This window comes from Mycobacterium sp. IDUB_24 (genome assembly GCF_055419385.1).
Genome location: NZ_JBVAXO010000002.1, coordinates 290,179 through 315,141, shown reverse-complemented (window position 1 = coordinate 315,141; position 24,963 = coordinate 290,179). Strand labels below are relative to the sequence as shown.

The following is a 24,963-nucleotide window of genomic DNA, read 5'->3' as shown; positions in this document are numbered from 1 at the left end:
GTGCAGGTTTTCTCTCCAGATTGCGACTGTCGGCGGGATAACCCGCACGCTCGCCACAGGGGCTGGCGGAATGGTCTATCGGGTCCAGAGCTGTCGCAGCGGGCGAATCCGTGCACCCGGGCACAGTCCGACAGTGCAATGATGATTTGTCATGGACAGCGCCGACCCCGCCGAGCTGATCCGCCAAGCCGATGCGGCGCTCGCCCGCATTGGCAAACTTCGTGCCGACATCGCCGACCGCATCCACGCGAGCACCGACGAGGTGGTGACCCGGACGCTGAAGGCCGCACCGCTGGAGCACCTGCGCCCATATCTGGCACGCGGCGCCCGCCTCGGTGGGCTGGCCAATTCGGAATATCGCACGGTCGCCGACATCCACACCGTGCCCGCCCGGCTGTTGACGCAGGTGCCCGGTGTCGACATCGAGGCTGCGCAATCCGTCCAGGCCGCGGCCCAGGCCATGGCCGACCACATCCGCACCACCACCCGCCCCCCGCTACGCAAAGAAGACACCGAGCTACTGACGTCGTTGCTGACGTTGGTTCACGCCGATACACCGGTCAAACAGTTACGCAGGCTGATGCCACGGCTGCGCAGCCATACCGCCTCCGATCAGCTGCGGGAATCGGTCGGAGAGCTGCTCGTCCGGATCGAGGAGGTCCACCACCCCCACGGGGACCCGTGGGCTTCATACCGCGCCGACCCGCGTCCGATCGACCAGGTGCTGAGTGAATTTGCCTCCGGGACAACCGATGTGGATGCGGCGCAGGGTTTCGTGGGGACGGAGGTGGCCGAGCAGGTCGAGAAGACCGTGCTGAACCGCGCACTGCTGCGGACGGAATTGCGCGGGTACCAGGAGTTCGGCGCCCGCTATGCGGTGACGCGCGAACGGGTTCTGCTGTGCGACGACCTGGGGCTCGGCAAAACCCTGCAGGCACTGGCGGTCGCCGCGCACCTGGCTGCCGCCGAACAGCTGCGCCACACCCTGGTGGTCTGCCAGCCCAACACCGGAATCCATTGGGCCGCAGAAACAGCCAAGCACACCGCGTTACGGGCGATCGAAATCCGCGGCAGCCAACGCGACGCCCGCCTTGAGAATTGGAAGACCTCCGGCGGCGTGGCCATCGTCTCCTACGACACCTTGCAGCGCATCAAGCTGCCCGAACGCCCCAGCCTGGTCATCGTCGACGAGGCGCACCTGCTGCGCGACCCGAAATCGGACCGGGCCCGCGCCGTCCGCAACGTGTTGACCTCCGACAACCGTGTGCTGTTCCTGTCCGGCGTGGCGATGCACCAACGGATCGGCGGTTTCCGCCACCTCGCCGATTTCCTGCAGCCCGATGTCGCGGGCAAGGTGGCACCGAACGCGGGCGACCGCGGATCGATCGCATTCCGCCGCGCGGTGGACCGGGTATACCTGCGACGCGACTACCGCGATGTGGTCGACGAGCTGCCGGCGCGGATCGCCACCGAAGAATGGGTGCGGACCAGCCGGGCCGACCGCGAGCGCTACCGCCAAGCCGTCACCAGCGGCAACTTCAGCGCGATCCGGCAGGGCGCCTGGCCGTCCGGTTCACCGTCGCCGGGCGCCAAACTGGACCGACTCCTCGAGCTCACCAACGAGGCCCACATCAACGGGGCCAGGGTGGTGGTGTTCTCTCACTTCCCCGCTGTGCTCGAGGTGATTCGGAAAGCCTTGCCGGGAAACGTCTTCGGGACAGTCGATGCGTCAGTTCCCGATCAGCAGGCCGTCGTCGACGCATTCGCCACCGACCGCGGCCCGGCCACCCTGCTGGCCCACATCGGTGCCGGCGAGCTGGACCTGCGCCGGCTGAACGCCCCGGTCGTGTTCATCATCGCCGAACCCCAATGGCTGCCGCGCACCGAACGGCGGGTGATCGGACGCACCCAGCGGCTCAGCGAACTGCACACCGTGCGGGTCTACCGACTGCTGGCCAAGGGCACCGTCGACGAGCCGATCCGCCGCCTGGCCCAGCATCCCGACCAGACTCCCCCGCATCAGGACGAGGTGGTGCGCGCCGAGCAGGCCCGGCTCGCCCGGTCCGGGCTCACCGCCAAGTTCAGTGGAAACGGTTGATGATCGGGATGCGCTCGATGATCCGGTCCCGCAGCCGCGGCTGCGGATAGGTCACCGGCGGCGGCACGTACGGCGGAGGGCTGTACACCGGGGCCGGCGGTGGCGCATAGACGGGAGTGGGCGCGGGCGGAACGTAGGCGGGCGCAGGTGCCGGTGCCGGTGCGGCAGCGGGCGGCTGGTGTGCCGGCGGGCTTCCCGCCTCGACCGCCTGTGCCGGCGGCGGGGCCTCGGGTGTATGCGGCGGAGCCGCCGGTGCGGGCTTGGCCGCAGCCTTCTCCGCCGGCTTCTGTACCGGCTTTTGCACCGGCTTCGGGGCCGGGCCGGCCTCGGGGGCCGACTCGTGGAGACTCTTGGCCTGCGCGGTCTCCGATACCGCTCCGGGATGCAGATGCAGCCCGATCACCGCCGAGGTCGCGACGACGAGCGTCACCAACGCACCACCCACCACCGACGCCAGCGCGCCGACCTTGGTCCAGTGCACACCTTTGGCAGGCGCCGCAGCGGTATTCACCGCGAGTGCCGCGGCCAGGCCCGCACCTCGCGCGAACGCCAGGTCGGCCTCATTGGCGGTGATGACCGCTGCCGGGATGGACTCGGCCAGATCGGCCACGATCGGGCCGTGCGCATCGGAGCCCAGGACGAACATCGCGCTGATCGGCCGACCGGTGAGGGCCAGGAGCCCGGCAATGTCGGCGACGAACGTGTCGGAACGATCGATGCGGTCGGCGCTGACGTCGTCGGGCGTCACGATCGCCACCACCGCGGCGTCGGGTTCGACGAGACAGACCGCGATGTCGTCGTGCTCGGTGATCTCGGCGATGCCACTGGCCAACATGCCGGCCGCCTCGATCTCGGACACTGCGAAAACATTTCCGTAGCCGCGGGTATCGAGCGACTGCATGATGTGGCCGGCCAACGGCGCAGCGTCATTCGTCCAGGTCACGCCGATGGCGTGAATGCGGTGTCCGCCCTCGAGTTCGGTGTCGTCCACCAAGCCGCGCAGCAGGCCGTCGGGGTCATAACTGGCGGCGTCGTCGAGGGAGATCGCGCCGCGGTCGACGGGACGCCCCTCGCCCGTCGTGCCTTCGACAAGTACCCACCGAACGGCTCTCGAAGTCATCGCGAGGCCGAGCACGAGATCCATACCGATCCCCCGATCTGCCTAGTCAGTCATTACTCAGGTTACCGGTGTGACGCCGCTTACACGTGGGTGCGGCGATCTACGCGCAAACTCTCCTGCCCGGCAACGCACCACACCAGAACGGTTGCACCCCATAAGCTCGCTGCATATGAGGTACATCGCCGCCGTCCTGGCCACCACCTCCGTGCTCGCCGGTTGCGCTGTCGCGGGCAAGCCGATCGCGGCCCCGGTGACCGATGAGTGGCGGCAGGCCGTCATCGACGCCGTCGCCGGCCTGGGCACGCAGTTGGGTCCGATCGCCAATGCGATGGTGACCCCGGGCCGCATGACCAACTACGGCGCACTGCACAACGCATGCAGCGACCTACGCACGTACGTCGACTCGGTCCAGCCCAAGGTCCTCCCCGGGCCCGACGTCTCGGTCAACACCGCCTTGCAGGAGGGCTTCGACGGCTTCCGCAGCATGGCCGACCAGTGTGTGGAGTTGACACCGGCTAACAGTTCCGCCCGGCTGACGAAGTTGGGCGCCACGATGGACGAGGCTCACCTGCACATCAACGACGGACTCAAGCGTCTCGGCGTCGACATCCCGAAACGCTGAGCCGGCCGGAGTCCCACGTCGGGCCCGCCAACGTGACCGAGACCTCAGCCAGTTAATTAGGTATTCGTAGCGATCGTGTTCAAGAATTGTTTACCGTGTCGTTACAGTTTCTCCTGCTGTGCATCGTCGTATTCACCGCATTGATGTTCGACTTCACCAACGGCTTTCACGACACCGGCAATGCGATGGCGACGTCGATCGCCAGCGGAGCACTCAAACCACGCACCGCTGTAGCACTGTCCGCCCTGCTGAACCTCGTCGGCGCTTTTCTGTCCACCGCCGTCGCGGCCACGATCGCCAAGGGTCTGGTCGATGCCGACCTGGTATCCCTCGAGCTGGTGTTCGCCGGACTCGTCGGCAGCATCCTGTGGAACCTGTTCACCTGGCTGCTGGGCATTCCGTCCAGCTCGTCACACGCACTCATCGGCGGCATCGTCGGCGCGATGATCGCCGCGGCAGGTGGCCATGGCGTGATCTGGCATGGGGTGGTCTCGACTGTCATCGTGCCCGCGGTGCTGTCGCCGCTGATCGCCGGCTTGGTGGCCTGCATCGCCAGCTGGCTTGTCTACCGGTTGATCCGCGGCCTGCCCAAGGACCGCACGATCGCCGCGTTCCGTTACGGCCAGATCGGCTCGGCCTCCCTGATCTCACTGGCGCACGGCACCAACGACGCCCAGAAGACGATGGGCATCATCTTTCTCGCCCTGATCTCCTACGGTGCGGTCGACGAGTCCGCGTCCATGCCGCCGTTCTGGGTGATCGGCGCCTGCGCCGTCGCCATCGCCCTCGGCACCCTCTCGGGTGGCTGGCGCGTCATCCGCACCCTCGGCAAGGGCCTGGTCGACACCGAAGCTCCCCAGGGCATGGCCGCTGAAGTCTCCTCGGCGGCAACCATTCTGCTGTCCAGCCACTTCGGCTACTCACTGTCCACGACACACGTCGCCACCGGGTCGATCCTGGGCAGTGGGCTGGGCCGGCGCACCGAGGTGCGCTGGGGCGTCGCCCGCAACATGGCCACCGCCTGGTTGATCACGCTGCCGGCCGCCGGGCTGGTCGGTGCGCTGACCTACTTCCTGGTGCACGGGATCGGCGGCTTTGCCGGGCCGCTGGTCGGATTCGTGGCCCTGATCGCCTCGACGGTGCCCATCTGGCTCAAGTCACGCAAACCGCCGATCGACCACAAGAACGTCAACGATGCGTGGCAGGGCAGCCTCACCGCGGTCGAGGGCAAGTAGGGACGGGGCAATCACATGAACAACTGGATCAACCTCGTGGCCGTCGGCAAGATCCTGCTCTTCGGCCTGGCAGTGGGCGCTTCGGTGCCCACCCTGTTCGCGATCGGCGTCCGACTCCACATCGCGGGCGACATCGCAGGTGCCACCGCCGAGGGCTCCTCAGCTGTGGGCCGTCGCCGCCTGCTGGTGGGGCTCAGCTGGGTGATGTTCGCGTTGGTGCTGGTCGTGGTGGCTGCCGGCGTGCTGTACATCGCGAACAATTTCATCGGCCATCACACCGGCGTCTACCTGTTCGGCGACAACGCACACCACTAGGCCGGCTATACCGGAGCGATAGGCGGCGGCGCGGGCGCAGGCGCGACGGGCGCAGCGGGAGTCGGTGCAGCGGGGCTCGGTGCTGCGGGACTCTGAGCAGGGGCCGGACCGGGAAGGTTCTGGGGCGCCGGACCCATGTGTTGGGCGGGTTGCGGAGACTGTGCGGGCTGGGCCGACGGCACCCGCGACGGCTGCGACGGCCCGGTACCGACCAGCGTGGCCGGCGGCGCCGGCTGAGTTGCCTCCCGCGCCCAGTCGTCCTGCAGCTTGCTCGCCGCGAACGCTGCCCCCTGGTTCACCAGACCGGCCTCCGCGTACTGGGTATGGATACCGAAACTCCTGCCCTGCGGGTCGCACACCAGATCGTTGTCGACGCAGAGGTCGATGGCCTTGGCGGTGTAGCCCGGTCCGACGACAACCGAGGGATTGTTGATCACCTTCATGAATCGCGGTGACGGTTTCCCGAACAACGCGACGGCTGCCACATGGTCAGCGACATCGGGCGGCATGGGCGACGGTACGTCTGCTGCGGTAACCCCGTCAGGCACAACGCTGGCCGTCACGAAGCCGATGACCGCCGCACCTTGAGAGAACCCGCCGAGCACCATCTTGGTATCAGGACAGTTGGCCACGGTGGTCATGATGCGCGCCCGCGCGTCGGCGATGCCCTGGACCGCCGTCGGGAAGTCAGTGGTGGCCGGGTAATCGACGGGATAGACCTCCACCGATTTCGCGCCGACGTTGGCACGCAATGAGTTAACGAATGCCTCGCCGGTATCGCCTACTCCAGGCGCTTCCATGGTGCCGCGGGCGAATATCACCTCGGCATCCGGACACGGTGCCGCATTGGCGGACGGCATCGCCATAATGCTCATCACGGAAGCCGCCCCCGCCATGACGGCAACTAAACCGGCACTTCCGAACTTTCCCACTAATTCACTGTGGCACAGCACCGCTATAAGCGCGCTCCGAGAATATGAAGCATAGAGTTCCCTCAAGAACCAAAGAGAACTCTCAGGAAGTGGGCCAAGGCGTTTGGCATCCACTCAGCCCCGGCACGCCCGGCGGACGCCACCGAATCACCTTTCCCGCAACAACTCTCGGCAATCGCGCGGCGAGGAAACCCGGCCACCCACCAGCACCCCACCAACGCGGTCCGTCATCGTCTGCCGGACACCCACATCGCGCATCAGATCGCACATCAGAAGGTGGGCATCACCGGATCCACCCCCCGTGGCGCCACTACACTGCGACCCATGGGTAGACCGCCGGTGGCCCCCGATGCGCACGAAACGCCGGGGCCCACTGCAAAGCCCCGCGGGCAGCGCACGATCCGCGGACTCGATGCCGAACAGCGTCGTGCCCATCGCCGCGAACAACTGTTGACGGCCGCCTTCGAACTGATCGCACGCGACGGATACCCAAACACCTCGATCGAGCAGATCTGCCAGGCGGCGTATGTCGGCAACAAAGCGTTCTACGAGGTGTTCGACAGCAAAGAGGACTGCTATCTGGCCCTGCTGACTCAGATCGCACAACGAATCGAGACGCAGGCGGTCGAAGCGCTCGCCGATGCGCCCGATGATCCCGACGAAACCGTCCATCGCCTGCTGTCGGCCTTCGCCCACGCACTTGTCGACGACCCCCGCGTGGCCGTGGTGGCTTTCGGTGAATGCGCCGGGATCTCGCCACGTGTCGAACGGCTCCGCCGCGAGAATCGTCGCTGGACCGCGGCCTTTCTCGAAGGACTGTGGCGCCAGCGCGAGTTTCCCTGCCTGCCCGCGAACGGCGCCGTGGACTACCACGACTTGGCGGTGTCCACCGTGGGTGGCCTGTTCGAGAGCGTGGCCGACTGGCTGCACCAACGCGAGATCAACCGCGACTCACCGCCGACCATCGACACCCTGATCCGCACCATGACGACCTTCGTCTCCGTGGTGCGCGCCGGGATCGCGGCCTCCGCGCGCTGACCTCGGAAAACAATTGCAACAAGAGTCCTTGTTGCAAAAAGTCATCCTTGCCATAACTTCTACCCACTGGTAACTTTCGGCTGCGTACGAAGTGGCGCCCGTCACATTCCGTCACTGATGTGTTGGCAGTCCCTCTGGAAATTGCGCCTGCGTCCGGACATCTGGCCGGCCTAACCAACGAGGAAAGTAGGAACGGCATGAACGGTCGGGGTCGCCGGGGGGCGCTGCCGCGTAGTGAGCGCCGGCAGCGCGGTTCACGTCGTTGGGGGTCGATGTTGATGGCCGGCGGAGTGGTCGTCGCCGTATCGGCCGGGGTCAGCGTCACCACCCCGTCCGCCACCTACAGTGCCGCGGTTCGTCTCGTCGGTACCACGATCGGCGTGGGGCCCTCATTCGACGGTTTCGGGTTGAGCATTCCGCTGTTCTTCTACGGCAGCACCGTCCCCGAAGGCGACTCGTTCCACACCGTCCCCTACCCGGCACAGATCAACCTCGACATCCCGATCATCTCCGATCTTCCTGGGCTGTCCGATATTCCGTACTGGCCGCACTCGCTCAAACGGTCCGAACAGATCGGGGCGGGCTACCTCCAGCAGGACATCGCCAACACACCGGCCGACGACAAAGTGACGATCATCGGGATGTCGCAGGGCACCCAGGTTGCCGAGATCGTGCGGGCCAACATGGCCAAGGACCCGAATTACGTTGCCAACGCCCAGAACTACGAGTTCGTGCTCATCGGCGACCCGTACCAGCCCAACGGCGGCATCCTCGCCCGCTTCACCTCGTGGAGCGATGTACCCGTACTCGGTGACATCTTCCCGTTGGGACGTCCCGGCCCGTCCGACAGCCCCTTCAAGACGACCTACTACCAGAACCAGTACGACGGCTTCGCTGATTTCCCAGCCTATTTCAACGCGCTGTCCATCGCCAACGCCCTCGCCGGCATCGTGTTCCAGCATGTTTTTCCCGGCTACGTCCTGGAACATCCCGACGCGACCAACGCGGTGTCCACCCAGGTCGGCAACACCACCTACGTGATGCTGCCGCAATACCTGCCACTACTGGCACCGCTGCGGATTCCCGCATCCCTGATCGGCGCGGAGCGATTCGTCGACGCAATCGACCCGGTACTACGAGTGTTCGTCGAAATGGGATACGACCGCACCGCAGATCCCAGCCAGGTCAAGGAATTCGGTTGGATCACCCCCGACGAGAAAGTGCACGAGGCCCTGAACGCATTGCCCGGCGCGTTCCAGCAGTCACTGGCGATCCTGGGCGGCGAGAAGTACGTTCCGACCCTGCCCCAGCCTGTCGTCTCCAGTACCGAACCGGAGACACCGGTGACCGAGCATCCGATCGATCCCGTGGGTACGTCGCCATTTGAACAAGGGGTACGCCACACCGTGGTCGACGTGGCGACGGCGCTGTCGGACGCCACCCGCCCGCTGGCCAAGGTGCTGCAAGCCATCGGCGAGCCGACAGCCCCCAAGAGCGCTGTCGAACCGGACGCCGGTACCGCTCCGAAGCCCACGCCTTTCAGTCGGCACGGGCGGCCGCGAACGGATTCTCCCCAAACCGATTCGGCGCAGCGACGGCTGAGAGCGGTCCCGGATGCCGACGGTTCCGGGAAGCGCGACGTGACCACCGCGCCCACCCGCAAATCGACCCAGGACCAGGGATCGAGCACGTCGTCGGGAACCGATCACTCCGACCGGGCTTCGGCTCGATCAGCAAGGCGCGCCGCTGAGCAGTCCGCGAAATCGGTGGACGGGAAACGCGACCGACCGTCGAAACACGAGAGCACCCACGCGAGTTAGCCGTTCCACGGCGAAACCTTGAGCGCATTGGATCATCGTTTGCTCCAATGACTCTCGGTGACGGTTTGGCGGAGAATTGCACGACCACCCGCCGGACACGGGAGTTGCCAGCCTGACACGATCGCGTAGCAGGCTCGGACCCGGCTGCAGCGACCTTGGTGAACATGCCCGAATCTTGCTGCGGGCCAACGGGCTTGCTGGTAGCTTTCGGGCACTATGAGCGTCGGAAGTGGCACTGGGCACCTTCCCGGTTCGCGGCCGGCAGTGGGCCACAGACGTTGATACTCCGCCGGATCACCACGATGGCCGAACCCACCACGGTGGGGGAAGAAAGGTGCCGGAATGAAGGGTCGGGGTCTCCAGGGGGTACTGCAGCGCGGTAAAGGCAGGCAGCGCGGTTCATGTCGGTGGGGCTCGATATTGCTGACGGGCGGTGTCGTCGTCGCGGTATCCGCCGGGGTCAGCGTCAGCACCCCATCGACCACCTACAGCGCGGCGGTTCGTCTCGTCGGCACCACGCTGGGCGTGGGGGCCTCCTACGACGCATTCGGGTTGAGCATTCCGCTGTTCTTCTACGGCAGCACCATCCCGGAGGGCGACGCGTACCACACGGTCGCCTACCCGGCGCAGATCAGCGTCAGCTTGCCGATCATCTCGGATATCCCGGTGCTGTCCGATCTGCCGTACTGGACGCAGTCACTGAAGCGATCCGAGGCCATCGGGGCCGGCTACCTCGAGCGGGACATCGCCGCGGCACCGGCCGGTGACAAGGTGACGATCATCGGCGTATCGCAGGGGACACAGGTCGCCGAGATCGCGCGCTACGACATGGCGAAAGACCCGAATTACGTTGCCAACGCTGAGGATTACGAGTTCATCTTCATCGGAAACCCGTATCAGCCCAACGGCGGCATCCTCACGCGCTTCGGCGCGTGGAAAGACCTGCCGGTGCTGGGAGACCTCTTCCCGTTCGGCCGTCCCGGACCATCGGACAGTCCCTTCAAGACCACCTATTACCAAAATCAGTACGACGGCGTCGCCGACTTCCCGGAGTACCTCAATCCGCTGTCCGTAGCGAACGCCATTGCCGGGATGGCTTTCGGACACGCCTTTCCCGGCTATGTGCTGGAGTACGCGGATGCCCCCAACGCCGTCAGGACTCAGGTCGGCAACACCACCTACGTGATGCTGCCGCAGTATCTGCCACTGCTGGCGCCGCTGCGCATCCCGGCATCGCTGATCGGCGCGGAACGATTCGTCGACGCGCTCGACCCGGTGCTACGAGTGTTCGTCGAGATGGGTTACGACCGCACCGCAGATCCCAGCCAAGTCAGAGAACTCAGCTGGGTGACTCCTCAGGCCAAGTTCGACGAGGCAATGGACCGGCTGCCGGGAGCGTTCGCGCAGTCGCTGGCGATCCTGGGCGGTGAACCCTACGTCCCGACCCTGCCCGATCCGGTGGTCTCCGGCACCGGACCGGACGATCAGTGGACCGAGCATCCAGCGGCCCCGGTGGACACCTCACCGGTGGCCCAGGGGGTGCGCCACGTCGTGGACGAAATCTCGAGGTCGCTGTCGGATGCGACAAGGCCGTTGGCTGAGTTCATGAAAGCTTTCGGCGATGCAACGGCGCCGAGAAAAGCCTTTGAACCGGGCGACGCTCACGCCCCGGCGACTGCCACGGTGAACACTACGATCGACACCGCGATCAACACCGCGACGCCGAAGCGCACCCCGGCCGATCGTCCCGCGCGTGTGCCATCGGCCACTGCCCGCAGTGATTCCGCTTCGGCGCCACGGCGGTTGACATCGGTCCCGGATGTGGAACGTTCCCGGAGCGCTCATCGGACGGCCTTGCCGGCCCGTTCCTCAACCCGTGAACCGGCGCCGAGCGCCAAGTCCGGACACGAGCGGTCCGACCGGACGTCGACTCGCGCAGAACGCCGCGCAGCGAAGCAATCCACGAAGTCCGTGGGTGCCCAGCACAACCGTCCGGCGAAGCAGAAGCGGTCGCACGCAGGCTAACCGTCCGTCGGTGGGCGCTGCGGACGACGCTGGATCCGCAGCGCCTGCGTCGGCACCTGAAGATCGGTCGTCGGCGGTGCGGCCAGCACCGTCGTCGAATCCTCTTTCAGGCGAACGATTCTCGGCACGGCCGCCGCACGAGGCTGCCGGGCGATGGTCGGGGGCGCGGAGTCTTCGACGCCCGCCTTGGGCAGCAACGTCGCGGTCGGTGGTTCGGGGATCACCGGCTTGGCCGAACGGGTTTCGCGTCGCACCAGATAGCCGGCGAACGGTCCGGTGAACACCATCACCACCAGCACGAGCAGGCTGAGCACACATACCGTGACGTCGAAGGTGCTGGTGATCTGCTGCGCCAGGTTGTTGCCATAGATCGCCGCGGGCGCAGGCCCGGCGTAGCGCGGCGCCAGGGCGACGCCGATGGCCACGTTCGCCACCGTGAAGACGAACAACACGGCGCTGAAGGCCGCCGCCACGGTCGTCGACGTCAGCCCCCTCTCCAACTGGCGGTGCAGCCAGCGCGCGACCAACGCGGTCACCAGGTTGAACACCGTCATCGCGACCGTGTCATACAAGGCCCGCGGGAGGTCGAGCGACAGGGCGATCACGAAGTCGACAACCCGCAGCGCCGCCGCCGCGAACGCCCAGAAGGCGATCAGCGTCAGGCACTTCTGGGCGGCACCGCGGTAGGCACCGATGGTCGGCGGCCTGATCAGGAAGACGGCATACAGCGTCGTCGGCGCAACGATCGCGGCCGCGGCCGCCCAGGCGAGGTAGCCCTCGTAGCCCACTGCCGCCGTCGAGGTGTTCTGGGCGATGCCGTGAAACGCGTCGACATCACGGCCGATGCCGGCCAGCCACACCAATGTGGCGGCGATCGCACCCGAAACGCCGATGGCCGTCGTGGCCAGCCGTGCCGCCCCGGTCCGCTCGGTCAGCCAGCGTGAGGCGATGACCAGCGCGATCATCGCCTCCGCGCCGTAGAGCACCGTCGTGGCGATGACAGCGACATCGTGCGCACCGAACTCCACCTGGGTGACGAACAGGTACCGCAGCCGCCAGTAGACGTTGAACGCGACCGACAGCGTCGCGAGCGCAATCGACAGGAAACCGATCACCCGCGCGACAGCATACCAGCGCCGAAACTTGTTGTCCTCGACCGTGATCGACGTAATAGGCGGCTGCCCGGCGAGCAGCGCGCCCGCGACGCCGAGCAGCATGCCCGGACCCACCCCCGGCGGGACGGCCCCGGTGCCACCGCCACGCACCGTCTGCACCACGTGATAGCCGACAAAACAGATGACCACGATCAAGTAAGCGGCGCTGAGCACGAGCCGGATTCGGCTGGTGCGCCGAACATCCGACTTGTCTCCACCGAGGCGGAACGGACCCAGGTGCGGTGCGAGTGCGGCGGCGATCGCCAGCAGCGTCACGATGGCCAGCATGACGAAAGTCGACCCGGCGCTGCCCGGGACACCGACGCCGAATTCCAGGTTCCACGGGAGCAGCATCGCGATGACGAGCAGCACCACGGCGAGGCCGTCACGCACCCGGTTGGTCCGGGTGGGCACGTAGCCGACCCGCGGAGGACGCTCCGCCGCCGGCGTGGCCACCGTCGCCACCTGGACGGTGGCGGACGCGTCGTAACGCTCGTCGCTCACGTACCGATTCCTCTCTAGGAGTGACAACGCAACGGGACTCAACCAGCGTGCTCACTTTTGCTCCGACGCACAAGCAGCGCTGGCAGCCGCACCGTTTGACCACCAAAGCCCGTTGCAGCTGTGCGGTAGCTTGGAAATGTCCGTCGGGGCTCGACATATATCTGTGAAGCAAGGAGTGCAACCGTGGACGTAGTCCTCGGGGTGGCGGTCACCGGGCGTGTGGCGCGCTTGGCCATGATCGGATCGCCTGCGAGTGGCGGCCAGGTTCTGGATCAGTACGCGCTCGACCTGCCCGACGACCTGATAGCCGAAATGTCGGAGCTCGCCGAGACCATCATCGGCACTTACCGCGCGGTGACCGAGTCCGGCAACCAAGTGGCCGCGACCCGACTGTGCCTGCCCGACGATTCGGCGGCCGACACGCTGCGCCAGACCGTGCTCGACGCCGGAGTGCCGAACGTCGAGGTCGTGACCGAAGGCGAAGCCGCTGCAGCCCTGGCCCGCAGCGTGGGCGCCGACGCGGCATTGCTGCTGGCCGCCGATGACACCGTGTCGCTGACCGTGGTCGGGGACCGCACGGCCGCACCGGCCCCGATATCGGCCACGTTGGCCACGATCCCGATCGGCACCGCCGGCGCCGCCGCAGCGTGCGCCGCGGCGCTCAAACGGGTACCCGCCGACGAGGCCCCCGGACGCGTGTTGTTGGTCGGCCAACGCCTCGATCTTGATTCGGTTGCGGCAGAGCTTCGTTCGACCGCACCGATCGAGGTGGCGCCGGACGCGGGCTATGCGATCGCCCGGGGCGCTGCCCACTTGGTGGACGACATCGCGCCGGCCAGTGCATCCACTCAGATGGCACCCGTCGTCGGTGTGCCACAGGATCCGACCCAGATGGCCCCCGCGGCCTCCGATGCCACGCAGCTGGCACCCGCCGCGGCGGACGCCACCCAGCTGGGACCCGCCGCCGCCGAGGCGACTCAGATGGCTCCTGCTGCCGCGGCGACGCAGATGGCTCCTGCGGCCTCGGACGCCGCCGTCGGACCGGACCTGGCGTACTCGCAGGATCCCGAGGACCAGCCTTGGGCCGACGAGATGCCGATGGACGCGGTCAACGAGTTCGTCCCCGAACAGGACGACGACCCGGACTACACGACCGTCATCGCGCCGCCACCGCCGCGGATGCTGCTCATGGGCAGTGCCCTGACATTCGTAGTGGTCGCCTTCGCCACGTTGGCCGTCACCGTCGCGATCAACGTCCGGCCGGCAGCCGATGTGCGCGCGCAGCCCGCGCCCGCCGAACAGGCGGCCACCGTACCCGGCAATTACCTTCCGCCGGTTCCGCACGAGCCGGATCCCGTCGCCCTGCCGGTCTCGGTGCTGACGCCGCCACCGGCGGCGCCCAAGGTGCGTCAGGCCCCCGTCAACCAGCCGGTCAACGAGGCTCCGCCGGTCGCGCCGGTTCCTGCACCTGCCCCGGCACCCGCACCCGTGGTGGTTCCGCCGGCTCCGGTGCCCGTGCCGATCCCGATTCCGGTTCCGATCCCGCTGCCTCCGGTCGTGTGGCCGACGGCGCCGACGTGGGTACCGACGACGCCCCCCACCACCACGTCGCCGCCCACGACAACAACGGCGCCCCCGACGACGACCACCACCGCACCGCCGACCACCACCACGGCACCGCCGACGACCACGACGGCCCCGCCCACCACGACCACCGCGCCACCGACGACCACCGCGCCACCCACCACGACAGCGCCACCCACCACGACGGTGGCGCCGACCCACACGTCCGCTCAGGAGACCGTGCCTCCGATCGAGGCACCGACCCACACCGCACCGACCTATACGCCGCCGGTCGAACAACAAGCTCCTGCGACGCAGGCGCCGGTTACGACGGTCGAGCCGCAGTCGCCGTTTGGTGGCGGCTCCCCATACGGGGGCGGATCGTCATCCGGCGGTAGCTCGTCCTCAAGCGGCGGGTCATCCGGTGGCGGGTCGTCGAGCGGCGGCCTCTTCGGCGGCGGGAGTGGCTCCGGCAGCGGCAGTTACGGTGGCTCGCCGGTGACGACGATGCCGGTCAGTCCATAGCCGCTCAGTAGTCGTGATTCGGGCAGGCGACGTCGACGTAGACCGTCACGAACGTCGTCGGACCCGGCGTCTGGCTACCGGGATTGTTGACGCCGGTGACCCAGCACTCCGACAGGGGCTTGGTGTCGAATCCGGTGGTCCAGTTGATGTGAACCGTGTAGCCCTGCGATTCCAGGTCGCGGATCACGTCGTCGGCTCCGGCGGACGCAGCCGGTGCAGAGACGACCGATGCGACGACCCCCGCAGCCGTCAGCAATGCGGCATACAGAACCGAGGTCCGCGCCATGATCGCCATCATCCGCCGGTTCGACTGGAGGTGTCCAGTGCGTATCGGGCGCCACCACGTGGAAATACCTTGGCATATCTTGGGGGAACAACCGATGCCTCTCCCCCGAAAGGAATGCGCTCGTGGCCAAGAAGCGCTGGAATGACCTGTCGCCCACCGCCAAGACCGCCGTCATCGTGGTAGCCGCCGTCGATGCCGCGCTGCGGGCCTGGGCGGCACGCGACCTCGCCGCCCGAGAGGCCGATCAGGTCAAGGGCCCGAAGTGGTTGTGGGGCAGCGCCCTCGGACTCCTGAGCACCTCGGGGGTGCTGCCGGTGGTCTATCTGGTTGCCGGGCGTAAGTCCTGAGCTACGTACCCTTCACATTGAGCACCTGACGGAGCTCGTGTTCGATCTCGATCAGGCTCGCCGCGTCGGCCATGACGACGTCGATGTCCTTGTACGCGTCGGGGATTTCGTCGATCCACTGTTCGCCGTGGCGGTATTCGATGCCCTGCATCCGCTGGGCGAGGTCGTCTGCGGTGAAACGGCGACGCGCCTCGTTGCGGGAGAACCGGCGACCGGCACCATGTGGAGCTGAGCACAGGCCGGCGGCGTTGCCCTTGCCCCGCACCACATACGACCGGGTTCCCATGCTGCCCGGGATCAGTCCCATGACGCCCTTGTGCGCATCGATCGCACCCTTGCGGGTCAACCACACCTCGCGGCCACCGTGGTGTTCCTTGCGGGTGTAGTTGTGGTGGCAGTTCAAGCGTTCGACCTCGAAGTCGCCGGCGGTCTTCGGCCGATCCAGATGGGCGTAACCCATCCACGCGGCGAACACCCACATGTACCGGTCCATCATCTCGGCACGGTTCTCGAAGGCGAAGCGCTGCGCCCAGTTGAGATCCCGCAGATAGTCGCCGAACTCCTGCGTGCCCTGCGGGAGGTAGGCCAGATCAGGGTTGGGCAGATCGATCCACCACCGCTTCATGAGCTTCTGCGCAATCCTGATGTGCCTCTGCGCGATCTTGTTTCCCACACCACGGGAACCCGAGTGCAAAAACAGCCACACCCGGTCGTCCTGGTCCAGGCACAGTTCGATGAAGTGGTTGCCGCCGCCGAGGGAGCCGAGCTGCTCGCGCCACTTGGGCGAGTGCAACAGGTCGATTCCGCCGTCCTTGGCCAAGTGCTCGAGGTCGGTGATGCGACCCGCCGTGAACGGGAACCGGGCCAGCGTGTCGTTGTAGTTACCCGGTGACAGCGGAATCGCCGCCTCGATCGCCGTGCGCAGCGCCGCCAGGTCACGGCCCTTGATGTCGGTTGCGGTGAATTCGGTGCGAGCCGCGATCATGCCGCAGCCGATGTCGACGCCGACCGCGGCCGGGATCACCGCGTCGATGGTCGGGATGACGGTGCCGACAGCCGACCCCTTGCCGCTGTGGGCATCAGGCATCAAGGCAACATGGGGATGCACGAATGGCATCGAAGCGGTCTGCTTCGCCTGCTCAATGGTGTTGTCGTCGATGTGGCTGGCGAAGTTCAACAGCTTGTGGTCGACGACGCGATGCGTAGTCATGCCGTCGATTCTGCCGATGCTGTCCAGGGGTTTGTTCGGCCCGGCCAGCGGGTAGACGATGCGCCGTACAGCCGAGCACCCCGCCCGATTTGACGGAAAGCGGTACGCCCGCACCAGAATAGAGTCCGAAATGACGTAGGCATTGTCGGTACGGGGGTCCCGATGAGAGTTGGCTGGTATGTGTTCATGCACCGCCCTGACGGCGGTGTGATGCCGATCGCCGGGTTCTGGCGCAAACGCACCGCGGTGCGGTGGGCGAAGGAGCACGCAGAACCGGACTGCCGACTTGAAGTCCATCGTTTCGGCTGGTGGTCGGCCGACGCCGCCGGCCAGCGGGTGGTGGCGGAACCGGCGAGCAGATGCCAACCGTTCGACGGTCGCCGCTATCCGCCAACCTCGGCGTCCAGACCGTAGAAACCAATCAGGCCCCCTCGAAAGGGGGCCTGACTTGTGTGGCAGATGCAGGATTCGAACCTGCGTAGGCGTAAGCCGACGGATTTACAGTCCGCTCCCATTGGCCGCTCGGGCAATCTGCCTTGCTGGTGCGCCGCCCCGTTTCCGGTTTGGTGCGACTAGCAGGGTACAACGAGGATGTACCCAAGTTACAAACCGGCAGCGTATCTGCGATGCGGGCCACATTCTGCCGGTGTCGTAGGCGCGGGCGCTCGCCCGTCTCAAATGCAGTAGGCAATTACCTATATCCCCATGTTGCGCGCGCGTTATTTTGTGCCGGCCAGACGTCAACTCCATGGAGCGAGGCCCTACATGCGACAGAACACCGCGCGATTCGACGGCAGACGCACGAGCGTGCTGCTCGCTGGGGTGGTGACCTCCGGTGCGTTGCTCGCCGGCCTGGCATATTCGGGGCCCTCCGCGAACGCGTCCTGCATATCGGCCTTCGGCCTCAGCAGCAGCGCGGATTGCTCCAGCGGTCTGGCCGACGTGGCGATCGCCATCGGCGACGGTGCCACCGCGTCCGCGTACGGATGGTTCACCGGGGCGCTGGCGATCGGCGACGGTGCATCCGCGGTGGTCCCTGCCGAGCTCCTGAGCCTCAATTCACTGAGTGCGGCACTCGCCGTCGGTGAGGGTTCGTACTCGACGGCACGAGGCGTCCTCACGTTCGCCTACGCGAACGGCCACCACGCGTACGCCGGTTCGGCGGGGCTTACGTCGCTCGCGGTGACCGACGGCGCCCAGGGACACTCAGTCACCAGTGGAATCGCCAATATCGCCATCAACCGCGGCGACCATGTCGACTACAACTGGGCCGAGGCATTCGGAATCGGCAACCTCGCGATCAACCTCGACGGTGACGGACGAGTCGTCGCCGGGTTCGACATCGACAGCTTCGCCTCCCTGGCGTTCAATACTTCAGGCACCAATACCGTTAAGACACAAGGTGGTCCGTTCGCCGTCGCCGGCGCTGTCGGCCAAGACGGCATCACCGTGAGCCAAACCGGTCCGGGTATCAACATCGTCGACAGTGCCGTCGCATCGGCGAAGGCAGTCGTCGCTGACGATCCGGCACCGATGAGATCCAAGGACGCCGCCGTGGCTCCGGTGGCCCCGAAGTCAGCGAAACCCACCCGGGCTGCGACCTTCGAATCAAGGCCGCAGCGCACCGCGTCCAAGCTGCGGTCCCTGGTCAAGAAACAGTGGTCGAAGCGGTTGAACGGCTCCTCGGGCGTGACGCGCGCCCGCGTGCCGCATCGCGCAACGGGGCTGAAGTCCGGAGACGATTCCGCTTAGCCGCCACGGCCCCTCCTGTGGTGCGGGCAGCAAGGTGCGACGAGGATGTACCTAAGCTACAAACCGGCAGCATTCACCGAGGGAAGAGGAGGGGCGTCCAATGGCGGATTCCAGCTTCGACGTCGTCAGCAAGGTCGACCGCCAGGAGGTCGACAACGCGCTCAACCAGGCCGCCAAGGAACTGTCCACCCGGTTCGACTTCCGCGGCACCGACACCACCATCGCCTGGAAGGGCGAGGAGTCCATCGAACTGGTCAGCTCCACCGAGGAGCGCGTCAAGGCCGCGGTCGATGTGTTCAAGGAGAAACTGGTCCGCCGCGACATCTCGATGAAGGCCTTCGACGCCGGCGACCCGCAGCCCAGCGGCAAGACCTACCGGGTGTCCGGGGACATCAAGCAGGGCATCACCAGCGAGCAGGCCAAGAAGATCACCAAGCTCATCCGCGACGACGGCCCCAAGGGCGTCAAAGCCCAGATCCAGGGCGAGGAGATCCGGGTCAGCTCGAAGAAGCGCGACGACCTGCAGGCCGTCCAGGCGCTGCTGCGTGGCGCCGACCTGGACGTGGCACTGCAGTTCGTCAACTACCGCTAGCGCAGTCGCCGAGCGTGCACTCAGATCACGGGTGACGACGAAATCGCGATCTGAGTGCACCGTCGGCGTTCTAGGCGGTGCTGGCCGCCGCCGTTGCGGTGTACCGGCTGGGCCGGTGCTCCAGCCCGTAGTGTCCGCGCAGTGTCGTCGCGGTGTAGTCGGTCCGAAACAGCCCGCGACGCTGCAGGATCGGCACCACCTGCTCGACGAAGTCCTCCAACCCGCCGGGCAGATACGGCGCCATGATGTTGAAGCCGTCGGCGGCGCCCTCGGTGAACCACAGCTCCAGGTTGTCGGCCACCTGCTCGGCGGTGCCGGCGAAGGTCCGGTGTCCGCGGCCACCACCGAGTTTGGCGATCAACTGGCGCACGGTCAGCGACTCGCTGCCGGCCAGGTCCTTGACCAGTTGGTAGCGGCTCTTGTTGCCCTGGATCTGCTCGATGGGCGGCAGGGCGGGCAACGGAGCGTCGAGCGTGTGGGCAGTCAGATCGACCCCGAGCATCTGCGACAGCTGACGCAGTGAGTATTCGGGGGAGATCAGGTCGGTGAACTGCTGTTCCAACTCACGGGCGGCCTCGTCGGTGGGGCCGATGAACGGCACGATGCCGGGCAGGATCAACACGTCGTCGGCGCTGCGGCCGAACTTCACCGCGCGGGCCTTCACGTCGCGGTAGAACGCCGTGCCGTCCTCGACCGAGCGCTGCGCGGTGAAGATCGCCTCGGCGTACCGCCCGGCGAAATCCTTTCCGGCCTCCGAGGACCCGGCCTGCACGAGCAGCGGACGGCCCTGCACCGACCGCGGCGAGTTCAGCGGGCCACGGACGGTGAAGTGCTCGCCGTGGTGGTCGATGCGGTGCACCCGGTCCGGATCGGCGAAGATGCCGGTGGACTCGTCGAGGATCAGGGCGTCGTCCTCCCAGCTGTCCCACAAAGCCGTTGCCACGTCGACGAATTCAGCGGCCCGTCGGTAGCGCCCGGCATGGTCGGGGATACCCTCGACGCCGAAGTTGGCCGCCTCGTCCTCACCCGCCGAGGTGACGATGTTCCACCCGGCACGGCCGCCGCTGATGTGATCGAGCGACGCGAAGTTGCGGGCCAGGGTGTAGGGCTCGATGTAGCCGGTGGTGGCGGTGGCGATCAGCCCGACGTGCTCGGTGACCGTCGCCATCGCGGTCAACAGAGTGATCGGCTCGAAGATCGCCTGTGTGTTGTGCTTGACTCGGGGCCCCACCGCGAGCCCGTCGGCGAAGAACACCGAATCGAGCTTGCCGCGCTCGGCCAGCTGCGCCAGCCGCTGGAAGTGCTTGACGTCGGTCAGGTCTCGCACATCGGTGCGCTCGTGCCGCCACGCTGCCTCGTGGTGGCCGACCCCCATCAGAAATGCGTTGAGATGCAGTTGGCGTGGCAATGGTTCCCTTTCCTAAGTGGTGGCGCGCCAGCCCGACAAGCGCCCTTCGATGGCCACGACGATGCCGTTGAAGGTGACGCCCACCAGGGCGATGGTGACGATGCCTGCGTACATGTTGGGGATCTGGAAATTCAGCTGCGAGGCCGTGATCAGATATCCCAGTCCAGCCTTGGCGCCGACCATCTCGGCGGCGATGAGCACCAGGATCGAGGAGGCCGCCGCCATGCGCAGGCCGGTGAAGATGGTCGGCACCGCGGCGGGCAGGATCACCTTCTGGAAGAGACGGATCGGCGAAAGCCCCAGAGAGCGCGCCGATTTGATCAGTAACGGGTCCACGGTGCGTACCCCGGAGATGGTGTTGAGCAGGATCGGGAACGACGCCGCATAGATCACCAGCGCAACTTTGGAGGTTTCGCCGATCCCCAGGATCAGGATGAACACCGGCAACAGAGCCAGCGCCGCGGTGTTGCGGAACAACTCCAGGATCGGGTTGAGGAATTCCGCGACCGGTCGGTACCAGGCGATCGCCACTCCCAGCGGAATGCTGACCGCGATCGCGATGACCAAACCGGCCAAGGCGCGCCCCAGGCTGGCCGAAACATGCTCCCACAGTTGACCGTTGCCCAAGAGCGTGAACCAGGCGCCGACCACCTCGGAGAACGGCGGCAGGAAGACCTTGTCCACCAGGCCGACCCGTGGCGCCACCTCCCACAGTGCCAGGAAAGCGGCGACGACCACCGTGGGACGCAGCAGACGCCACGCGAGGGTCTGCAAGCGGCGGCCACGATGCTCGGGCCCCGGCACCGGTGCCGGCGTCTCGGCCGGCTCGTCGACGGACACCTCGGCCGGGGCCACCGCGATGGCGCTAGACATGTTGAACCTCCTCGGACCGGGCCCGTTCCACCTCGTGGTGCAGAAGCGACCAGATGTGATGTCGTTGTGCCCGGAATCCCTCGCTGGACCGGATGTCATCGGCGCTACGGTCGATGTCGACGTCGACAACCTTCTTGATCCGGCCCGGCCGCGAGGTCAGCACCGCGACGCGCTGGCCGAGATACAGCGCCTCGTCGATGCCGTGGGTGATGAACAGAATGGTCTTGCCGGTCGCCTGCCAGATCCGCAGCAGCTCGTCCTGCAGAGATTCCCGGGTCTGGGCATCCAGCGCGGCGAACGGCTCATCCATCAGCAGCACCTCGGGATCGAACGCGAGGCTACGGGCGATCGCGACACGCTGCTTCATGCCGCCGGACAGCTCGTGCGGGTAGCGGTCGGCGAAGCCCTGGAGGCCGACGAGGTCGAGATACTCCTCAGCCCGTCGGCGACGCTCGGCCGCCGGCAATCCTTTTGCCTCCAGACCGAACTCGATGTTCTTTCGCGCCGTGCGCCACGGCAACAGCGCGTACTGCTGGAAAACGATGCCGCGATCCAGTCCGGGACCGGTGACCGGCTTGCCGTCGAGCAGGATCTCCCCCGACGTCGGCTGGGTCAGTCCGCCGAGCAGGTCCAGCAGGGTCGACTTGCCGCAGCCGCTCGGCCCGACCAGCACCAGGAACTCCCCCGCCGACAGATCGATGCTGATGTCCTGGATCGCGGTGAAACCGGTCTTCTCGCCGCGGATCGGGAATTGCTTCGTCACATTGCGCAGCCGCAGCTTGGGTTGGGCGCTCTCGGCTTGTGTACTCACTTGTGTGCCAGCGCTTTCCCGTCCGGCCCGCTGTCATCGGGATAGGTTCCGTTGGCATACGGGTTGAGGTCGTTGGTGTAGAGGTCCTTCGCCTTCAGCTGCCCTTCCTTGAGCTCGCCGTTGCGCACCAGCCAGTCGATCCAGGTCTGCAGTTCGCGTTCGGCAATCACCGCACCGGGCACCGGAATGCCTGAGCTGCGCCAGTATTCGATGGACTGTGTGTCCTCGTTGCGTTTGCGCTTGTCGATGATCTCGCGGAACTTGGCCACCACCTCGTCGCGCGGGGTCACCTGGGTCCACCGGATCGCCCGCGCGGTTCCTTGGACGAAATCGGCCACCGCATCCCGGTTCTTCGCCAGGAAATCGTCGCGCACCACAAAGGTGCCGTAGCTGAACGCCCCGAACAGCGACTTGTCGGTGAACAGCGGCCGGATCCCACCGCGTTGCTGCGCGGTCTCCCGCCAGATCCCGTTGAGCGCCGCGACATCGATCTGCCCCTCACGCAACGCCTGCTCGGTGTTGACCGGCGGCACCACGGTGAGGGTCACCGTCTTGATCTCGTCGTTGGTCAGCCCTTCCTTGGCCAGCCATTCCCGGGTCAGGAACTCATGATGCGCGCCAAGGGTGTTCATCCCGACCTTCTTGCCGATCAGGTCGCGAGCCGAGTGGATGGGGCTGTTCTCCAACACGAAGTATCCGGTGTACTCACCGTCGTCGGCGCCGTAGGAGCTGAGCACCGAGGTGATCGGTGCACCGGCGGCGTTGAGTTTGACCACGGCGCCGTTGAACGCCTCGCCCACGTCGATATCGCCGGTGGCCACGGACTGGATGTCCTGCGGCCCGCTGGTGGTGTTGCCCACCCAGTCCAGCTTGATCTTCTGGTAGTAGCCGAGGTCCTCGGCCAGTTCCTGGAATCGGACCTCGCCGGCCCAGCCCTGATAGCGCACCACGGTCTTGCCGTCCTCCGTGCGCGCCGTTCCCTCCGACGAACCACACGCGGTCAGTACCAGCACGAGCGCACTGAGCATCGCGAGCACTGAACTGAATAGGCGCATGGCCTCATGGTGGCAATGAAGCCGAAGCCGGTAACCCTTTAGCCTCGCGAAGAATCGAATACACCCAATGTGAAGAAGATTGCGAGATTCCTCGAAAATCTCGCAATCTTCTTCACACTGGGCGCCGGCTCAGGCTCAGGCTCAAGCCCCGCCGAACTGCGGCTGCAGCACCGGGGCGAGCGCGGAGAGCGGAATGTGCGCCTGCACCGTGCCGCCGTCCATCGCCCACTGCATCCTGGCCGGGGTGAAATCGATCGGGCTGTCGCGTCCTACCGGGTAATCCGGCATGTAGAGGATGAGCTCGTCCGGGGTCAGCGCCCAGGCCTTGTACCCGCCCGAATACACGTTGTCCGGGGTCCAACGGTCCGCGGTGAAGGGATAGGTACCGGGCTGGTGCGGCGGCGGTGCGGCATCGAGCGCGGCGACGATGAACGGCTCACCCAGGCGCGGGATCTCGGCTCGGTGGTCGACGCCCGGTTTGAACAGGTCAGCCAGCTGCACCTGCCGCCCACCGGCGAACGTGAAGGTGCGGTACGCGTCGCTGACGATGGGGGCGTTCGGATGTGACAGCGCATCGGTACCGACCGTCCCGGAGTACATCTCGTGGAAGACGGCCGTCGTCGCGTCGCCATGCTGGAAAATCTCGAACTGCTCCTCGCCGAAGCTGTCGGCGGCCATCTTCTGAGCGGCGTTACGCCAGTTGTTCATCAGGTTGGTCAGGTACTGCCGGATGACGGGGTTTTCCACCAGATCGCCGGGCAGCGCCATCTTGATGTCACGAACCGCTTTTCGGTCCGAGGTCACCGACGTATGGCAGAACTGGCCATCCCACTGTCCGGCCAGTTCGTCGCAGAAAGTTGCCGCCGATGCCGCGGCAGACGGAGCGGTCGTGCCGGCCACTACCACAGAACCTGCCGCCAGCGCCACCGCGCCGATCAGCTTTCCGATGTGCAACATGTCAATTCCTCAGGGGAGTTCCACTTTGCTTGCACGCCACTGTCCGTCGACCTTGTCCATCGTCATCTTGATGCGGCTGCGGTCGATCCGCGGATCGGGCACGGTGCTGTTGGCCACCGATTGATCGACGAACAACAGCACCACGACCTGGTCCTTGCTCGCCGATTGCACCGCCGACTGCACGACCACGCCGTGTGCCGTGGCCTTGTTGTCGATGAGCAGCTGGCGCAGCTGGACACTCGACTGCGAATACATGTCCTTGAACTCGCCGGTCGCGCCGGCCAGCACCTGGTTGAAGTTCTCGTCGACCTTGGCGGAGTCGATGCTCGTCAAGATCTGGGCGTAGGCCACCGCGGCGTCCTGTGCCTGCTGGCCGGCGCGCGCCACCTGTTGGGTCTTCAACAGCTGCCAGCCGAGGAAACCGGAAAGTGCCAGGGAGGCAACGAAGACGACGGCCACCGCGCCGGCGAGCACCGGGCGAAGCCAACCTCGCGACGTGTCCTTCGACTCAGGCTCGGACTCTGCCACCTCTTCGGCGTCGTCCTCGGCTTCGTCTTTGTCGACGTCCTCGGCTTCGTCCTTGTCGACGTCCTCGGCTTCATCGTTGGCGTCAGCATCCGACTCGGCCGTTTCTTCGATACCGATTGCGTCGTCGACGGTTTCGGTCTGATCGTCGTCGGTCTTCTTGTCAGTCGTCACAGTCACCGTCATCTCCTTCAGG

At 66.3% G+C, this 24,963-nt stretch carries 23 protein-coding genes and 1 tRNA gene; 12 read left to right on the top strand and 12 right to left on the bottom strand.

Annotated elements, in window-relative coordinates; genetic code table 11:
- Positions 1-151 precede the first annotated feature (151 nt).
- Positions 152-2,098, top strand: coding sequence for an SNF2-related protein (locus ACZYZF_RS09255; protein WP_463835386.1), 1,947 nt, complete (start codon positions 152-154; stop codon positions 2,096-2,098).
- Here the strand turns inward: ACZYZF_RS09255 and ACZYZF_RS09250 are convergent.
- Positions 2,082-3,242 (bottom strand): DUF7159 family protein, encoded by a 1,161-nt coding sequence (locus ACZYZF_RS09250; RefSeq protein ID WP_463745154.1) that lies wholly within the window; start codon positions 3,240-3,242, stop codon positions 2,082-2,084. The genes ACZYZF_RS09255 and ACZYZF_RS09250 overlap by 17 nt on opposite strands.
- Positions 3,243-3,387: 145 nt before the next feature.
- Here ACZYZF_RS09250 and ACZYZF_RS09245 point away from each other — a divergent pair, with 145 nt between their 5' ends.
- From ACZYZF_RS09245 to ACZYZF_RS09235, 3 genes are all read left to right on the top strand, one after another.
- Positions 3,388-3,840 carry a hypothetical protein gene (locus ACZYZF_RS09245; protein ID WP_463745155.1) on the top strand — a complete coding sequence of 151 codons (453 nt, stop codon included), beginning with the start codon at positions 3,388-3,390 and terminating at the stop codon, positions 3,838-3,840.
- Between the two features lie 95 nt (positions 3,841-3,935).
- On the top strand, positions 3,936-5,075 hold the full coding sequence (locus tag ACZYZF_RS09240; RefSeq protein WP_463835384.1) for an anion permease: 1,140 nt from the start codon (positions 3,936-3,938) through the stop codon (positions 5,073-5,075).
- 15 nt (positions 5,076-5,090) lie between these two features.
- Positions 5,091-5,390, top strand: a complete 300-nt coding sequence (locus ACZYZF_RS09235) for a hypothetical protein (protein ID WP_463835382.1) — start codon at positions 5,091-5,093, stop codon at positions 5,388-5,390.
- Between the two features lie 5 nt (positions 5,391-5,395).
- On the opposite strand, the gene ACZYZF_RS09230 is transcribed toward ACZYZF_RS09235, so the two are convergent.
- Positions 5,396-6,286 (bottom strand): cutinase family protein, encoded by an 891-nt coding sequence (locus ACZYZF_RS09230; protein WP_463835860.1) that lies wholly within the window; start codon positions 6,284-6,286, stop codon positions 5,396-5,398.
- A gap of 360 nt (positions 6,287-6,646) precedes the next feature.
- Here ACZYZF_RS09230 and ACZYZF_RS09225 point away from each other — a divergent pair, with 360 nt between their 5' ends.
- From ACZYZF_RS09225 to ACZYZF_RS09215, 3 genes are all read left to right on the top strand, one after another.
- Entirely contained in the window at positions 6,647-7,360 is a 714-nt protein-coding gene (locus ACZYZF_RS09225; RefSeq protein WP_463835381.1) for a TetR/AcrR family transcriptional regulator, read from the top strand.
- 197 nt (positions 7,361-7,557) lie between these two features.
- Entirely contained in the window at positions 7,558-9,180 is a 1,623-nt protein-coding gene (locus tag ACZYZF_RS09220) for a PE-PPE domain-containing protein (protein ID WP_463835379.1), read from the top strand.
- 342 nt (positions 9,181-9,522) lie between these two features.
- Positions 9,523-11,205, top strand: a complete 1,683-nt coding sequence (locus ACZYZF_RS09215) for a PE-PPE domain-containing protein (RefSeq protein WP_463835378.1) — start codon at positions 9,523-9,525, stop codon at positions 11,203-11,205.
- Here the strand turns inward: ACZYZF_RS09215 and ACZYZF_RS09210 are convergent.
- Entirely contained in the window at positions 11,202-12,863 is a 1,662-nt protein-coding gene (locus tag ACZYZF_RS09210; RefSeq protein WP_463745162.1) for a DUF7937 domain-containing protein, read from the bottom strand. The two genes, ACZYZF_RS09215 and ACZYZF_RS09210, sit on opposite strands and share 4 nt — an antisense overlap.
- A 183-nt stretch (positions 12,864-13,046) precedes the next feature.
- On the opposite strand from ACZYZF_RS09210, the gene ACZYZF_RS09205 reads away from it, so the two are divergent.
- Entirely contained in the window at positions 13,047-14,951 is a 1,905-nt protein-coding gene (locus tag ACZYZF_RS09205) for a DUF7159 family protein (protein ID WP_463835377.1), read from the top strand.
- Positions 14,952-14,955: 4 nt separating this feature from the next.
- Here the strand turns inward: ACZYZF_RS09205 and ACZYZF_RS09200 are convergent, their stop codons facing one another.
- A complete protein-coding gene (locus tag ACZYZF_RS09200; RefSeq protein WP_463835375.1) occupies positions 14,956-15,237 on the bottom strand; it encodes a hypothetical protein in 282 nt (93 codons plus the stop codon).
- A 122-nt stretch (positions 15,238-15,359) separates the two neighbouring features.
- Between ACZYZF_RS09200 and ACZYZF_RS09195 the strand changes: the two genes are divergently transcribed.
- Positions 15,360-15,584, top strand: coding sequence for a hypothetical protein (locus ACZYZF_RS09195; protein WP_463835374.1), 225 nt, complete (start codon positions 15,360-15,362; stop codon positions 15,582-15,584).
- A gap of 1 nt (position 15,585) precedes the next feature.
- Here the strand turns inward: ACZYZF_RS09195 and ACZYZF_RS09190 are convergent, their stop codons facing one another.
- On the bottom strand, positions 15,586-16,794 hold the full coding sequence (locus ACZYZF_RS09190) for an RtcB family protein (RefSeq protein WP_463835372.1): 1,209 nt from the start codon (positions 16,792-16,794) through the stop codon (positions 15,586-15,588).
- Positions 16,795-16,956: 162 nt separating this feature from the next.
- Between ACZYZF_RS09190 and ACZYZF_RS09185 the strand changes: the two genes are divergently transcribed.
- On the top strand, positions 16,957-17,208 hold the full coding sequence (locus ACZYZF_RS09185) for a hypothetical protein (protein WP_463835371.1): 252 nt from the start codon (positions 16,957-16,959) through the stop codon (positions 17,206-17,208).
- Positions 17,209-17,247: 39 nt separating this feature from the next.
- On the opposite strand, the gene ACZYZF_RS09180 is transcribed toward ACZYZF_RS09185, so the two are convergent.
- Positions 17,248-17,330, bottom strand: a tRNA-Tyr gene (locus ACZYZF_RS09180).
- 229 nt (positions 17,331-17,559) lie between these two features.
- Here ACZYZF_RS09180 and ACZYZF_RS09175 point away from each other — a divergent pair.
- Together ACZYZF_RS09175 and ACZYZF_RS09170 are read left to right on the top strand one after the other, a co-directional pair.
- Entirely contained in the window at positions 17,560-18,546 is a 987-nt protein-coding gene (locus ACZYZF_RS09175) for a hypothetical protein (protein ID WP_463835369.1), read from the top strand.
- A 100-nt stretch (positions 18,547-18,646) separates the two neighbouring features.
- Positions 18,647-19,138, top strand: coding sequence for a YajQ family cyclic di-GMP-binding protein (locus tag ACZYZF_RS09170; protein ID WP_463745169.1), 492 nt, complete (start codon positions 18,647-18,649; stop codon positions 19,136-19,138).
- Between the two features lie 70 nt (positions 19,139-19,208).
- Here the strand turns inward: ACZYZF_RS09170 and ACZYZF_RS09165 are convergent, their stop codons facing one another.
- From ACZYZF_RS09165 to ACZYZF_RS09140, 6 genes are all read right to left on the bottom strand, one after another.
- The gene (locus ACZYZF_RS09165) at positions 19,209-20,546 is read right to left on the bottom strand and encodes an LLM class flavin-dependent oxidoreductase (RefSeq protein ID WP_463835368.1); all 1,338 of its coding nucleotides are present in this window, start codon (positions 20,544-20,546) and stop codon (positions 19,209-19,211) included.
- Between the two features lie 12 nt (positions 20,547-20,558).
- Positions 20,559-21,419 carry an ABC transporter permease gene (locus tag ACZYZF_RS09160; RefSeq protein WP_463745171.1) on the bottom strand — a complete coding sequence of 287 codons (861 nt, stop codon included), beginning with the start codon at positions 21,417-21,419 and terminating at the stop codon, positions 20,559-20,561.
- A complete protein-coding gene (locus tag ACZYZF_RS09155) occupies positions 21,412-22,230 on the bottom strand; it encodes an ABC transporter ATP-binding protein (RefSeq protein ID WP_463745172.1) in 819 nt (272 codons plus the stop codon). The genes ACZYZF_RS09160 and ACZYZF_RS09155 overlap by 8 nt, the downstream gene beginning before the upstream one ends.
- Complete coding sequence (locus ACZYZF_RS09150) at positions 22,227-23,258, bottom strand: ABC transporter substrate-binding protein (RefSeq protein ID WP_463745313.1); 1,032 nt, start codon at positions 23,256-23,258, stop codon at positions 22,227-22,229. The genes ACZYZF_RS09155 and ACZYZF_RS09150 overlap by 4 nt, the downstream gene beginning before the upstream one ends.
- A 168-nt stretch (positions 23,259-23,426) precedes the next feature.
- A complete protein-coding gene (locus tag ACZYZF_RS09145; RefSeq protein WP_463835367.1) occupies positions 23,427-24,242 on the bottom strand; it encodes a DUF3298 domain-containing protein in 816 nt (271 codons plus the stop codon).
- A gap of 9 nt (positions 24,243-24,251) precedes the next feature.
- Positions 24,252-24,953: a DUF3329 domain-containing protein gene (locus tag ACZYZF_RS09140; RefSeq protein WP_463835366.1), complete on the bottom strand. Its 702-nt coding sequence runs from the start codon at positions 24,951-24,953 to the stop codon at positions 24,252-24,254.
- Between the last annotated feature and the right edge of the window lie 10 nt (positions 24,954-24,963).

Coding starts and splice junctions, on each gene's coding strand:
- ACZYZF_RS09255 (WP_463835386.1), top strand. CDS start 152: ATGGACAGCGCCGACCCCGCCGAGCTGATCCGCCAAGCCGATGCGGCG.
- ACZYZF_RS09250 (WP_463745154.1), bottom strand. CDS start 3,242: ATGGATCTCGTGCTCGGCCTCGCGATGACTTCGAGAGCCGTTCGGTGG.
- ACZYZF_RS09245 (WP_463745155.1), top strand. CDS start 3,388: ATGAGGTACATCGCCGCCGTCCTGGCCACCACCTCCGTGCTCGCCGGT.
- ACZYZF_RS09235 (WP_463835382.1), top strand. CDS start 5,091: ATGAACAACTGGATCAACCTCGTGGCCGTCGGCAAGATCCTGCTCTTC.
- ACZYZF_RS09230 (WP_463835860.1), bottom strand. CDS start 6,286: ATGGCGGGGGCGGCTTCCGTGATGAGCATTATGGCGATGCCGTCCGCC.
- ACZYZF_RS09225 (WP_463835381.1), top strand. CDS start 6,647: ATGGGTAGACCGCCGGTGGCCCCCGATGCGCACGAAACGCCGGGGCCC.
- ACZYZF_RS09220 (WP_463835379.1), top strand. CDS start 7,558: ATGAACGGTCGGGGTCGCCGGGGGGCGCTGCCGCGTAGTGAGCGCCGG.
- ACZYZF_RS09215 (WP_463835378.1), top strand. CDS start 9,523: ATGAAGGGTCGGGGTCTCCAGGGGGTACTGCAGCGCGGTAAAGGCAGG.
- ACZYZF_RS09200 (WP_463835375.1), bottom strand. CDS start 15,237: ATGGCGCGGACCTCGGTTCTGTATGCCGCATTGCTGACGGCTGCGGGG.
- ACZYZF_RS09190 (WP_463835372.1), bottom strand. CDS start 16,794: ATGACTACGCATCGCGTCGTCGACCACAAGCTGTTGAACTTCGCCAGC.
- ACZYZF_RS09185 (WP_463835371.1), top strand. CDS start 16,957: ATGAGAGTTGGCTGGTATGTGTTCATGCACCGCCCTGACGGCGGTGTG.
- ACZYZF_RS09175 (WP_463835369.1), top strand. CDS start 17,560: ATGCGACAGAACACCGCGCGATTCGACGGCAGACGCACGAGCGTGCTG.
- ACZYZF_RS09170 (WP_463745169.1), top strand. CDS start 18,647: ATGGCGGATTCCAGCTTCGACGTCGTCAGCAAGGTCGACCGCCAGGAG.
- ACZYZF_RS09160 (WP_463745171.1), bottom strand. CDS start 21,419: ATGTCTAGCGCCATCGCGGTGGCCCCGGCCGAGGTGTCCGTCGACGAG.
- ACZYZF_RS09150 (WP_463745313.1), bottom strand. CDS start 23,258: ATGCTCAGTGCGCTCGTGCTGGTACTGACCGCGTGTGGTTCGTCGGAG.
- ACZYZF_RS09145 (WP_463835367.1), bottom strand. CDS start 24,242: ATGTTGCACATCGGAAAGCTGATCGGCGCGGTGGCGCTGGCGGCAGGT.
- ACZYZF_RS09140 (WP_463835366.1), bottom strand. CDS start 24,953: ATGACGGTGACTGTGACGACTGACAAGAAGACCGACGACGATCAGACC.